Consider the following 12,542-nt stretch of genomic DNA (forward strand, 5'->3'; position numbering starts at 1 on the left):
ATGGCCGGTGCCTCCCACAAGACCGCTCTCGTCCTCGCCGGTGGCGGGATCATGGGAGCCGCCTACGAAATCGGTTGCCTGACCGCCGTCGATCGCCTCTTTTTGCCCGGCTTTTCCAGCCGCCGTTTTGATATGTATGTCGGCGTCAGCGCCGGTTCGGTCATCGCCACCCTCATGGCCAACCGCATCGCCCCCGAGACTCTTTTCAAAGCACTCGCGAGCAACGACTCGACGGTCTTCAACTGGCGACGCGGAGATATCTACCGCATGGACAAGGGGGCCATTTTCAAGTCCCTCTGGGATGTCTCCCGCAACCTTTTCGGCATTTTTCGCCACCATCGCCGCAAGGGTTGGGGCTTCACTTTTTCGGATATGGTGAAGATCGTGCAGGAGCAGTTCCCTGCTGGTCTCTTCTCCCTGGAGCCAATGCAGCGCTACCTGCGCGAAGCCTTCGCACAGGAGAATATCGCCGATGCGTTTGATCGGCTCAAGGCCGAACTGTATATCCCGGCCTATGACCTCGACCGCGGGACCCGAGTCGTCTTCGGCACCGAAGGATACCGGGATATGGCAATCTGTCAGGCCATTACTGCCTCCTGCGCCATCCCCTTCTTCTTCAGCCCGCTGCAGATCGGCGACCGTTTCTATCTCGACGGCTCCGTCGGCCGCGTTTCGCATATCGATATCGCTATTGAACGGGGCGCCAAACTCATCCTGGTCGTCAACCCCCGGGTGCCGATGAACAACGACCGGGAGCACATCTGCCTGCCATCTCTGTCTTTCGGTCGATGTTCCAGCATTGCCCACCTGGGGCTCAGCTCCGCCTGGGAACAGGCCCGCCGTATCGAGAACAAGGAAAAACTCGACCTGGCGCTGGAGACCTACGGGCGCTGCCACCCCGAGGTGGACATCCTGCTGATCGAACCGGGACGCGAAGAGTCCATGCTCTTTTTCCAGAACCCCATGAGCAACGCGGCCCGCCACCACATTATGAATTACGGCTATCACCTGACCCTGAGCCAGCTGCAGAAGGATTACGATCACTTTCACGCCCGTTTTGCCAAGCATGGCATCAAAACCACGGCAAAACGACTGCACAGGGCGCCACCGGCGGAAATCGTCGACTGAAGAACCGGCTGCAGCCAGCCCCATGGAGAGGGATCATGACCATCGTCCTGCCCACATTGCACGTCCGCCGGTCGGCCCAAGCGGTGCCGTTGGCCGCCGCCTGCCTGGCGGCCGCGCTGCCCGCCTCCCTGAGGTCGGCAACCCACCTTCCTGATTTTTTCCCCGACCAGAGCGACGAAGACATCCTCGCCGGCATCCTGGCCTTCGCTCCCGACCTGGTGGCCTTTCCCATCTACGTCTGGAACCGCCGCCGCCTGACCCAGTTGGCCCGGCAGCTCAAACAACGCCGTCCCGCCCTGCGGCTGGTCGCCGGCGGGCCCGAAGCCACCGCCGATGCCGCCGCCATTCTGGCCGAGGGGATTTTTGACGCCCTCGTCTGCGGGGAGGGGGAAATCCCCTTCGCTCACCTGCTGACCGCCTGGCAGGATTCCGAGGCGGCCACCCCAAGGGCTGGAATTCTTTTTAAAAACCAGCAGGCCCCCGCAGTCTGCGAAACCAATGCCGGACCCGAGAGCCTGGATGAACTGACCTCCCCCTGGCTGACCGGGACACTGGTTCCCCAGACAGGCCAGGGCGTTTTATGGGAAACTTCCCGCGGCTGCCCTTTCGGCTGCGATTTCTGCTTTGACGCACGCGGTCATCACGGTGTACGTCCCGTCTCCTTTGAACGCCTCCGCGCCGAACTCGACCTCTTTGTTCGGCAGGGCGTCTCCCAGGTCTGGGTGCTGGATTCCACCTTCAACTACCCCCCCGAGCGGGGCAAGATGCTGCTGCGCCTGCTGGCCGAACGGGCGCCCCACATCCACTTTCACCTCGAAGCCAAAGCGGACTTCCTCGATCGGGAAACGGTCCGCCTGCTGGCCCGCCTGTCCTGCTCGGTGCAGATCGGCCTGCAGTCCGCCAACCCCAAGGTGCTGCGCCAGGTTCACCGTTCCCTCGACCCTGAGCTCTTCGCGCGCAAGGTCCGCCTGCTCGCCGCCGAAGGGGTCACTTTCGGCCTCGACCTCATCTACGGCCTGCCCACGGACGACTACACCGGCTTTACCCACAGTCTGAATACGGCCCTGGGTTTCACCCCCAATCATCTGGACATCTTCCCTCTCGCCGTCCTGCCGGGAACCCCTCTGCATCGAAACCGGGACAAGTTCGCCCTCAACGCCCAGACCGCGCCGCCCTACGAAATCCTTTCCACGGCGACTTTAAGCGCCGACGACATGGAACGCTGCCGCGACCTGGCCGCCGGCACGGATCTCTTCTACAACCTGGGGCGGGCCGTGGGCTTCTTCCAGTCTCTGCTCACCGCCATGCAGGAAGAAGCGGTCCCCTTTCTGGAAAACTTCGCTGCCTGGGCAATGACCAAGGCTTCGGTCAGCCGTGAAGAGTTCCGCGACTCCTCCCGCTGGACGACGGCGCGGATTCTCGACCTGCAGGAGGGCTACATCCGCCAGCGGCTGAAGACCCTGGGCCGGACGGATCTGCTGCCGGCGGCGCTCGACATGGTGCGTTATCACTTTCATTACGCCGAGACCCTGCTGGGTGAGGAAACCCGGCCAGCTGACCCGGAACAGCGTCGCAGCCGAGACAGCTGGAACACGCCCTGGCAGCGCTCAGCCGCCGCCAGGCTGGTGCCCTTCAGTTATGAAATACTGGATCTGCTCGAAATGGGAGAGATGGATCTTGAACGCATTGCCAGCCTCTTCCGCCCGGTCGGGTCGGTCGCCCTCTTTGCCCGCCGGGGCCCCGAGGTTCTTTGCGAATCGCTGGAGGAGGATTTTCTGAAATTGCTGCAGGGAGCGGATGGCCAGAAAACTCCCCGGGAAATTTTCGCGGGGAGTATCTCACGCAACGAAGGAGAGGAAATTCTTGAATTCGCCCTCAGTGAAGGGTTTCTTGTCCCTTCCGGGGACATAAATCCAAGCCGGGTCACTGGAAAGAAGCCTTACCTGAAAAGACCTCAAAAAGGGAAGGGCTGAACGGAAAGCATGCCTCAGGCCACCTTCCGAAGGCGTTGTCGGAATCGCGGCCGTTCAATCAGAATCTTGACAATCTCGTCGACCTCGGGCACCCGTCCGGACACCCTCACGCTGTCATCCACCAGCAGAGCGGGCGATACGTGCACACGGCTGTCGATCATTTTGCGACGATCCTTGAAAAGATGAACCTCCGCCTCCAGTTCCAGGAGGGACAGGGCCTGCCGAACATTCTCAAGGGCCCGCTCACCTTTGCCGGAGCTTTCGGGTTTGCACAAAATATCGATACGCATAATGCCCTCTCTTTCTGCCGTTCTACCAAACCGACGCCAGCATTGATGACCTTTTTGGTTAATTATACACATTCCTCCTGTTTCTTCAAGGTATTCCACTTAAAATAGGTCCATTATCGGCAGGGCGGTCAGGCAGCCGAACCGTAGGTCAGTCGCAGCGCCCGGCGCACCCGGGCCACCAGGCGGACGGGGTTGACGGGCTTGGGGATAAAATCGAAAAAACCAAGGTCGAGCAGGCGCGCTTCTTCTTCCGCCGAGGCCAGACCGGACAGAGCCACTACAGGAATTTTGCGAAGAGCGGGATCTTCCTGCAAAGCGGCATACATCTCCTGACCATCCAGGCGCGGCATCAGCATATCGGTCAGGATCAGGTGGGGTTTCTTGTCCCGGGCCACCTGCAGGCCTTCGGCGCCATTGACGGCTTCGAGCACATGGAACCCCATCTTTTTCAAGGCGGACACGGTGGCAGCGCGAACCAGTTCGCCGTCTTCAACCACCAGCACCGTCCACTGATTTTCGCCGCCCTGCTGTTCTTTCAGATAATGCCGGCTGACCGCCTCTTCGATTTCGGCCGGCGTGGTGACCAGAGGCTGAATTTTCAAGCCGGTACGGAAGGTGATGTTTTCCAGCACATCTTCGGCCAGCGGATTGACCATGGCAAGGTAGAGGGTCTTTTCCACCACTTTTAACGGGAAGACCAGGGAATGGATGGCTTCATCGCTTTCGACCAGGCCAAGAAGTTCGGGCGAAAAACGATGTTTGGCAAAGCCGCTGACCGTCTTGAAGCCGAATTGCCGGGCCAGAACACCGGCAATATCCCGCTGGGTGACACTCCCCATTTCTTCGAGCACCGTGCCGAGACGTTTTCCGGTCCCTTTTTGTCTCTGCAACGCCTGCTGCAGAATCTCTTCGGTTACGACCCCGGCCTCAACAAGAACCTCGCCAAAACGCTTTTTTCTCATCCCCGCCCCCAAAACAAAAGTAATGTTTAGATATACGATTTGAAAATGTAGCACAGAGAACGGTCGAGGCGAACCTCCCTTTTTAATTTATCGGGAGAAATCATAAAAAAACCGGCAGGAACCCGTCGGGCTCCTGCCGGTGACCTGATCGGAAGCGTCATTTTAGCCGCAGACAGACCTATGCCGGCGCACAGCCTTCTGCGAGGGTGGGGCTCCCCTCGACCGCGTGGGACGGCAGGACGGTCAGATCGCCATCCTGGACATCAACGACCAGCCTGGCTCCTTCGCGCAGGTCGCCGCGAATGATGGCCCGACCGATGCGGGTCTCCACCGCATGCTGGAGATAGCGCTTGAGGGGCCGGGCACCATAGACCGGATCGTAGGCGTTCTGGGCAATGAAATCCCGGGCGGCATCGGTCATCTCCAATGTGAGGCAGCGGTCGGCCAGTCGCCGGCGCAAGCCCTGCGTCAGCAAATCGACGATGCGCTTGATTTCCTCCAGAGTGAGCGGTTTGAACAGCACGATGTCGTCGACCCGGTTGAGGAATTCGGGGCGGAACTCCCGCCGCAACTCCCCCATCACCGAACTGCGGGCGCCTTCCTGGATCTCGCCGTCTCGCGTCACCCCATCGATAAGATACTGGGAACCGATATTGGAGGTCATGATGATGACCGTGTTCTTGAAGTCGACCGTGCGCCCCTGCGAGTCGGTCACGCGGCCATCGTCAAGGATCTGCAGCAGCACGTTGAAGACGTCATGGTGCGCCTTTTCGATTTCATCGAAGAGAATGACCGCATAGGGTTTACGCCGCACGGCCTCCGTCAGCTGCCCCCCTTCCTCGTAGCCGACATAGCCGGGAGGGGCGCCGATGAGGCGGCTGACCGTGTGCTTCTCCATGTACTCGGACATGTCGATGCGCACCATGTTGTCCTCGCTGTCGAAAAGGGCCTCGGCCAAAGTGCGGGCCAGCTCGGTCTTGCCCACCCCTGTGGGACCCAGGAAGATGAAAGAGCCGATGGGACGCTGGGGATCCTTGATGCCGGCCCGGGCACGGATGACGGCGTCGGCTACCAGTTGTACGGCCTCGTCCTGCCCCACCACCCGCTGGTGCAGGATCTGGTCGAGCTTCAGCAGTTTTTCCCGCTCCCCTTCCATCAGGCGCGTCACCGGGATGCCGGTCCAGCGGGAGATGATCTCGGCGATTTCTTCTTCCGTCACCTCTTCGCGCAGGAGGCTGGGCCCTTCATAATCCTGCCCGTGGACCGTCTCGGCCTGGCGCAGCTCCTGCTCCAGCTGGGGCAGGCGGCCGTGCTTGAGCTCGGCGGCGCGGTTGAGATCGTACTCGCGTTCGGCCACTTCGATCTGCTGGCGCACCTTTTCAATCTCCTCGCGCAGGGTCTGCACCTTCTTGATCGCCCCTTTCTCCAGATCCCACTGGGCGCGCAGGGTGTCAGCCTCATGCTTGAGCTCGGCCAGCTCCTTGCGCAGGCCTTCCAGACGCTCACGGCTGGCCCGGTCCTTCTCCTTGGTGAGGGCGGCCTCTTCGATTTCCAGCTGCATGACCCGGCGGGTGACCTCGTCCAGCTCGGTGGGCATGGAGTCGATCTCGGTGCGGATCATGGCGCAGGCCTCGTCGACCAGGTCGATAGCCTTGTCCGGCAGAAAACGGTCGGTGATGTAGCGGTTGCTGAGGATGGCCGAGGCAACCAGGGCGTTGTCCTGGATGCGGACACCGTGGAAAACCTCAAAGCGCTCCTTGAGCCCCCGCAGGATGCTGATGGTATCTTCCACGTTGGGCTGATCGACCATCACCGGCTGAAAGCGGCGCTCGAGGGCGGCGTCCTTTTCGATGTACTTGCGGTACTCGTCCAGCGTGGTGGCGCCCAGGCAGTGCAGTTCGCCACGGGCCAACATGGGCTTGAGCATGTTGCCGGCGTCCATGGAACCTTCCGCCTTGCCGGCGCCGACGATGGTGTGCAGCTCATCGATGAAGAGCAGAATGCGCCCCTCGCTCTGGCGAATCTCGTTGAGTACGGCTTTGAGCCGCTCCTCGAATTCGCCGCGGTACTTGGCCCCCGCCACCAGCGCCCCTATGTCGAGGGCGAAGATGGTCTTGTTCTTCAGCCCCTCGGGAACGTCACCCCGCACGATGCGGTGGGCCAGACCTTCAGCAATGGCGGTCTTGCCGACGCCCGGCTCGCCGATCAGGACCGGATTGTTCTTGGTCTTGCGGCTGAGAATGCGGATGACCCGGCGGATCTCCGAGTCCCGCCCGATGACGGGATCGAGCCGCCCCTTCTGGACTTCCTTGACCAGATCGCGCCCATACTTCTCCAGCGCTTCGTAGGTTCCCTCCGGATCGGGGCTGGTCACCCGCTGATGACCGCGCACGGCGGTAAGGGCCTGCAACAGGCGATCGCGGGTGATCTTGAACTGGGCCAGCAGCTTGCCTGCGGCCGTGGAGGGGCCTTCTTCCACCATGGCGAGCAGCAGGTGCTCGACGCTGACATAATCATCCTTGAGATGGGTGGCTTCTTCCTGGGCTTTGATCAGCAGGCGGTTGAGGCGCTGTGTCACATAGATCTTGCCGGCTTCCACGCCCGGTCCTGACACGCTGGGCCGGCGCTCCAACTCTTGCTTGACGGCCGCCGCGAAGTTGTCTACCGGCACGTCCATGCGCTGCAGCAGGCGCCCGATGAGACCCCCTTGCTGTTCGAGGAGGGCCATCAGCAGGTGCTCAACGTCCACCTCCAGGTGTCCGTATTTCATGGCCCGGGTCTGGGCCGCCTGCATGGCTTCCTGGGTTTTTTCGGTCATTTTATTGGGATCCATGGGCCTATCCTTCCGCTCATTGTTTTTAAATCCAGTTTTCTTTTGCGACAAGGGCCGGAGGCTTCGAACCCCCGGCCCTTAATACACTATCTCAGCTGGAGCTGATTTCAATGCGGCGGGGCCTGGCCGCCTCCGCCTTGGGCAGATGCAGCCGCAACACCCCGTCTCTGACTTCGGCCTTGGCCTTGTCGGGATCGATCTCGTCGGGAAGCTGGAACTGCCGATAATAGGCGGACAGGGAAAATTCCCGATAGAGCTCTTCACCCTGGGGGGGCGGCACTTCTCCTTCAATGGTCAACACACCTTTGTCGATGCCGATGTGCAGGTTCTCGCGGGAGACCCCCGGCATATCGGCCAGCAGGGTCAGCCCCTCATCGGTCTCCAGGATGTCGACGGCCGGGGTGACGTAGTTGCGGGCGGAGCGGGTCTGTTCCCGGGCCAGAGCTTTATTCTCTTTGCTGCTGTCGTAAATTTCATGTGCTGCCATGATGCACTCTCCTTTATTTCGTTTAGATTTTTAAGTCCTTGGTGATAGAGGCTGTCTCAGCCGACCTGAACGGTTATTTTCTTCGGTTTGGCCGCTTCCTGCTTGGGCAGAGTGACCCGCAGGATCCCGTCATGATAGGCAGCCTGCACTTTGTCGGCATCCACCTCGCCCGGCAGTTCGATGGTACGCAGGAAGGCTCCGAAACCTCGCTCGCGACGGTGCCAGACCTTGGCCTGCTCTTCCCCTTCGACTTCTTTCCTTTCACCGGAGAGGGTCAGACTCCCCTTCTGCAGGGTCATTTCCAGCTGGTCGGCATTGACTCCCGGCACCAGCGCCTCGACATAATAGTTGTCCGCATCCTCCCGCAGATTGATGCGTGGAAAAGGCCGGACCCCCATGCCCGGTAGAAAAGCCGGCTCCAGCAGACGGGCGGCACCGAAGCCGCGAAAAGCGTTTTCCATCTCCCGACGAAGACTGTCCATTTCCCTGAAAAGATCCCAATTTGCCATGATGGTTTCCTCCTTTGAATATCTATGGTTGGCGGGATTCACCCGCAGTGTCTATCTGCCCGACAGACATATCAAGGGGCGTGCCAACCAGATGCAAAGATTTTTCTCATGCAAATTCGGGAGCTTACGCAATGGCTATTAAAAGAAGGATTTTCTTGCGACGTCGCAGCAGCCGGCGTTTGCGTCAGTTGCGACGTCACATGGGGGTTTGCGACAGGGGCGGGGCCAGCGACTAGGATTCAAGATCGCGGCGGGAAAGATCGAGCTTGTCGAGATAGCGGTAAAGGGTAGCGCGATGAACGCCGAGCAGACGGGCGGCAGCGGTCAGGTTGCCGTCGGCGGCCTGAAAGGCCCGGCGGATCTCGTCGGCGTCGAGTTCGGCCGGCCGGGTCGATTGGCGCCGGGGGCTGTTTGCCGATGAAGAAATATCGGCCTGGCCTTCGAGCAAGGATGGCGCGGAAAGCAGCGGATAGGGCGGGATCAGAGGTGGGGTTTCAGCCGCTGTGCTCCCCCATTCACCGGCGGCAAAGTGGCGGCGCTCCTGAATCCACTCGCGGAAGGCCTTGGCCCCGATCACCTCGCCCTGGGTCTCGATAAAGACCCGTTCGAGGACGTTGCGCAGCTCGCGGACATTGCCGGGCCACAGGTAGGATTGGAGCAGTGCCAGCGCTTCGCCGGTCAGGCGATGGATGCGACGGTCGTATTTCTGGCTGAAGATCCGCAGGAAATGGGTGACCAGGGCGGGGATATCCTCCTTGCGCTCGCGCAGAGGCGGCAGATGGATGCGCAGCACCGAGAGGCGGTGGTAAAGGTCCGCCCGAAAACGCCCCTGCCCCACCGCCTGCTCGAGGGGGACGTTGGTGGCGGCCACGATGCGTACATCAATACGGCGGGTGCTCTCGCCGCCAACCCGCTCAAAGGTCCCCTCTTCCAGCACCCGCAGCAGCTTGGCCTGGGTATGCAGAGGCATGTCACCGATTTCGTCAAGAAACAGGGTGCCGCCATCCGCTCGCTCGAAGCGGCCGACATGCGTGCGCACCGCCCCGGTGAAAGCGCCCTTTTCATGACCGAAAAGTTCCGATTCGAGCAGTTCCGCCGAAATGGCGCTGCAATTGACGGCGACGTAGGGACCAGCGTCCCGATCGCTGCAGTCGTGCAGGGCGCGAGCCACCAGCTCCTTGCCCGAGCCCGTCTCCCCCGTCACCACCACGCTGGCGGTCGTCGGCCCGTACAGGCTGATCTTGCGAAAGACCTCCCGGGTCAAGGGACTGGAACCGACCATGCCGTGGAACGTTTCCACGGTATCCCGTTCCGCCGAGGTGGGCTGACGGAAGGTGAAGGTCACGGTGCGGCCACGAAAATCCGAGGTCAAGCCACCGGGGCGCACCTCCACCATGAGCAGGATATCTTCCCGGCCGGCGAAACGAATCTGCAGATCCAGCAGAGGCAGATCACGCTCGATGGCTTCATTGGCCAGATCAGGCAGGGCCGGGCGAACACCGGCAAAGAGTTCTTCCAGAGGAGCGCCAACGGCCTCGGTCGAGGCCACACCGAGCCACTCGGCCAGGGCCGGCGACAGACTCAGTACGCGCCAGGGGCCGACCTCCCCCCTGGCCGCGACCAGATCGGGCACCCTGGCTGGCAGGCCAATCGATTTTTCACCGTCAGCAAGCATGGGTTCTCCTCGTGCCATGAAACTTTGCTGCCGTCAATTTAACCTTTCCCTCGGCATAGTTCAACCGGCAAGGCGCAAATCCCTGCCCCCTTATTCTTCGATTTTAATCTTTATTTAGTGCAGGAACATCTCCTTGGTTTTGTGCTAGAATTAAAACCTGATTTCCATCCGGAGGGGAGCTCTTTCGATGCCGTCCTATACAAGTAGCAAAACGGAAAATGCTCCCCATCCTGAGGGGAATGGGCAATTTACCGTTCTGCTTGTGGAAGACGACCGGGGCATCCGCAACCTGGCCAAAATTCACCTGGAACGTCTGGGCTGCCGCCTGCTGCTGGCCGCCTCCGGCCATGAAGCGGTTGACCTTCTGGATGAACACGCCTGCGACCTGATGCTGCTGGACTTCGGCCTGCCCGATATGACCGGGCAGCAGCTCCTTGATGAAATTTCTTCTCGACATCCGCACCTCCCCTTCCTGGTCACCACCGGCCACGGCAGTGAAAAAGTCGCTGTGGAATTCATGAAGCGCGGCGCCCTCGACTACGTCATCAAGGATGAAAGTTTCTGGAAAAATCTCCCTAAGGCCGTGGAAAGGGCCAGGGATCACCTGGCCATGGTCCATCGCCTCGAAAGAGCGAAGGAAGCCCTGCGCCAGAGCGAAGAACGCTACCGGGCCCTGACGGAGAACACCAACGACGTCACGCTGATTTTTGACGACAACTTCAACGTCCACTACGTCAGCCCCTCGGTAGAGCGGGTGCTGGGCCTCCCCCCCGATGAATTCACCTCTAATGGTCTGACCAAAGCGTTGCACAGCAGCGACCTGCCTCTTTACAAGCAGGCCGTGGAACAGGCGGCGACGGCGGCCGGCGAAACGGTCAAAATCGACAACTTCCGCCTTCGACACCAGGATTCCAGCTGGCTCAACATGGAAGGGCAGGTCACCGATCTTCGGCACCTGACCAGCGTCCAGGGACTGGTTCTTAACTGTCGGGACATCACCGACCGTGTGGAAGCGGAAAACCGCTTGAGAGAAAATCAGGACCGCCTCAAGCACCTGGCCCACCACGACCCCCTGACCAACCTGCCCAACCGCACCCTTTTCAAAGAACGGCTCAACCAGGCGCTGGCCAAAGCCAGGCGCTCGGGAGAACAGGTGGCCATTGTCTTTCTCGACCTTGACCGTTTTAAAAAAATCAATGACACCCTCGGCCATGAAGCCGGCGATCAACTTCTCAAAGATGTGGCGGCCCGCCTGCGTACCTGCATCCGCCAGTCCGATACCGTGGCCCGCCTCGGCGGCGACGAATTTGTCCTTGTCCTGGAGGAGATCAATCAGCCGGGTCCGGTCATCACCGTCGCCAAAAAGATTCTCAGCGCCCTGGCCCAACCCTTTGTCATCGATGACTATGAACTCTACATCACCACCAGCATAGGAATCAGCCTCTTCCCCTCCGATGGCGACGAGGCCACGGGCTTGATGAAATGTGCCGATGTGGCCATGTATCGGGTGAAACAGCAGGGACGAAACAACTACCAGTTTTATCAGCCGGACATGAACGCCAGGGCCCGGGAGATGCTGTTGATGGAGGGCGCCCTGCGCAAGGCGCTGGACCACAACGAACTGGACGTTTTCTATCAGCCCCAGCTTGACCTGGCCACCGGCCAGCTGCTCGGCATGGAGGCCATGCTGCGCTGGATTCACCCCAAGCAGGGCATTCTCTGTCCACGGGACTTTCTCGCCCTGGCCGAAGAGACTGGTCTCATCGAACCCTATGGCTATTGGGCCATCCAGGAAGCCTGTCGGCAAAACAAGGAGTGGCAGGACCAGGGATATACGCCGGTTCCCGTCGCCATCAACATTTCGAGGCGCCTCTTTCACAAATCCAACCTCGTTTCCAGAATCAGGGATATCCTCCTGCAGACGGGCCTTGCTCCCCAATATCTTGAACTGGAGATCACCGAAAGCATGGTCATGGACGATGTGAATCGCATGCAGACCACCATGCAGCAGCTTGATGACATGGGGGTCAAGCTTACCCTCGATGATTTCGGGTCCGGCTACTCCTGCCTCCGACAGCTGACCCATTTCCCCATCAGCAAGCTGAAGATCGACCAGAATTTCATCAAGGATGTTGCCATCAGCCCCCAGGATGCGACGATCACCGCGACCATCATTGCCCTTGGCCGCGGGATGAAGCTCGAGGTTATCGCCGAAGGGGTCGAGACCCCCGAACAGCTGCGGTTTTTGCGGGACCACCAGTGCCGACAGGCCCAGGGCTTCCTCTTTTGCCACCCGCTTCCCCCCGAACAGCTCACGAAGTTTCTGGACAAAACCGCCTGAAACATCCTTCCGCATCTGACGTCTTGACAGGAGGTCCGGCCCTGACGTATTAATGAAGACCTCACAGAAACGTCCACCGGTGCCCGCCAGGGTGAAAAGGGAAGAGGGGTGCAAATCCCCCGCGGACCCGCCACTGTAAGCGAAGACGAAGGGTTGACAGACCACTGGCCGCCTGGCCGGGAAGGTAACCCCGAGGATGATTCGCGAGCCAGGAGACCTGCCGACATGGACACACCACATTGACCTCCCCGGGAAACAGGGAGAGTGGAGATTAGCGGCGCTTCAAATACGGGAAGCCCGCGCACCTATTTAGGGTTGCGCGGGCTTTTTTGCGTTGAAGCGGT

General features: G+C 60.4%; 9 protein-coding genes and 1 riboswitch. Of the genes, 3 read left to right on the forward strand and 6 right to left on the reverse strand.

The window, feature by feature from the left end; genetic code table 11:
* Nucleotides 1–1,128 carry a patatin-like phospholipase family protein gene (locus MJO47_RS01360; protein WP_253959327.1) on the forward strand — a complete coding sequence of 376 codons (1,128 nt, stop codon included), beginning with the start codon at nucleotides 1–3 and terminating at the stop codon, nucleotides 1,126–1,128.
* 35 nt (nucleotides 1,129–1,163) lie between these two features.
* On the forward strand, nucleotides 1,164–3,101 hold the full coding sequence (locus MJO47_RS01365) for a B12-binding domain-containing radical SAM protein (protein ID WP_253959328.1): 1,938 nt from the start codon (nucleotides 1,164–1,166) through the stop codon (nucleotides 3,099–3,101).
* 14 nt (nucleotides 3,102–3,115) lie between these two features.
* On the opposite strand, the gene MJO47_RS01370 is transcribed toward MJO47_RS01365, so the two are convergent.
* From MJO47_RS01370 to MJO47_RS01395, 6 genes are all read right to left on the reverse strand, one after another.
* Nucleotides 3,116–3,391 (reverse strand): thioredoxin family protein, encoded by a 276-nt coding sequence (locus MJO47_RS01370; protein WP_253959329.1) that lies wholly within the window; start codon nucleotides 3,389–3,391, stop codon nucleotides 3,116–3,118.
* 128 nt (nucleotides 3,392–3,519) lie between these two features.
* Nucleotides 3,520–4,353, reverse strand: coding sequence for a response regulator (locus tag MJO47_RS01375; protein ID WP_253959330.1), 834 nt, complete (start codon nucleotides 4,351–4,353; stop codon nucleotides 3,520–3,522).
* 178 nt (nucleotides 4,354–4,531) lie between these two features.
* Entirely contained in the window at nucleotides 4,532–7,186 is a 2,655-nt protein-coding gene (clpB, locus tag MJO47_RS01380) for an ATP-dependent chaperone ClpB (protein ID WP_253959331.1), read from the reverse strand.
* Nucleotides 7,187–7,277: 91 nt separating this feature from the next.
* Nucleotides 7,278–7,673 carry an Hsp20/alpha crystallin family protein gene (locus MJO47_RS01385; RefSeq protein WP_253959332.1) on the reverse strand — a complete coding sequence of 132 codons (396 nt, stop codon included), beginning with the start codon at nucleotides 7,671–7,673 and terminating at the stop codon, nucleotides 7,278–7,280.
* A 56-nt stretch (nucleotides 7,674–7,729) separates the two neighbouring features.
* Nucleotides 7,730–8,182: an Hsp20/alpha crystallin family protein gene (locus MJO47_RS01390; RefSeq protein ID WP_253959333.1), complete on the reverse strand. Its 453-nt coding sequence runs from the start codon at nucleotides 8,180–8,182 to the stop codon at nucleotides 7,730–7,732.
* A 232-nt stretch (nucleotides 8,183–8,414) separates the two neighbouring features.
* Nucleotides 8,415–9,857, reverse strand: a complete 1,443-nt coding sequence (locus tag MJO47_RS01395; RefSeq protein WP_253959334.1) for a sigma-54-dependent Fis family transcriptional regulator — start codon at nucleotides 9,855–9,857, stop codon at nucleotides 8,415–8,417.
* 187 nt (nucleotides 9,858–10,044) lie between these two features.
* Here MJO47_RS01395 and MJO47_RS01400 point away from each other — a divergent pair, with 187 nt between their 5' ends.
* Nucleotides 10,045–12,198, forward strand: coding sequence for a bifunctional diguanylate cyclase/phosphodiesterase (locus tag MJO47_RS01400; protein WP_253959335.1), 2,154 nt, complete (start codon nucleotides 10,045–10,047; stop codon nucleotides 12,196–12,198).
* Nucleotides 12,199–12,258: 60 nt separating this feature from the next.
* A riboswitch (cobalamin riboswitch) is annotated at nucleotides 12,259–12,438 on the forward strand.
* Nucleotides 12,439–12,542 lie beyond the last annotated feature (104 nt).

The organism is Desulfuromonas sp. KJ2020 (assembly GCF_024197615.1).
In the GTDB taxonomy this organism is placed as follows: domain Bacteria; phylum Desulfobacterota; class Desulfuromonadia; order Desulfuromonadales; family SZUA-540; genus SZUA-540.

Excerpts from the sequence above, each read along its gene's own strand:
- MJO47_RS01375 (WP_253959330.1), bottom strand. The coding sequence starts at position 4,353 with ATGAGAAAAAAGCGTTTTGGCGAGGTTCTTGTTGAGGCCGGGGTCGTA.
- MJO47_RS01385 (WP_253959332.1), bottom strand. The coding sequence starts at position 7,673 with ATGGCAGCACATGAAATTTACGACAGCAGCAAAGAGAATAAAGCTCTG.
- MJO47_RS01370 (WP_253959329.1), bottom strand. The coding sequence starts at position 3,391 with ATGCGTATCGATATTTTGTGCAAACCCGAAAGCTCCGGCAAAGGTGAG.
- MJO47_RS01360 (WP_253959327.1), top strand. The coding sequence starts at position 1 with ATGGCCGGTGCCTCCCACAAGACCGCTCTCGTCCTCGCCGGTGGCGGG.
- clpB (WP_253959331.1), bottom strand. The coding sequence starts at position 7,186 with ATGGATCCCAATAAAATGACCGAAAAAACCCAGGAAGCCATGCAGGCG.
- MJO47_RS01400 (WP_253959335.1), top strand. The coding sequence starts at position 10,045 with ATGCCGTCCTATACAAGTAGCAAAACGGAAAATGCTCCCCATCCTGAG.
- MJO47_RS01395 (WP_253959334.1), bottom strand. The coding sequence starts at position 9,857 with ATGCTTGCTGACGGTGAAAAATCGATTGGCCTGCCAGCCAGGGTGCCC.
- MJO47_RS01365 (WP_253959328.1), top strand. The coding sequence starts at position 1,164 with ATGACCATCGTCCTGCCCACATTGCACGTCCGCCGGTCGGCCCAAGCG.
- MJO47_RS01390 (WP_253959333.1), bottom strand. The coding sequence starts at position 8,182 with ATGGCAAATTGGGATCTTTTCAGGGAAATGGACAGTCTTCGTCGGGAG.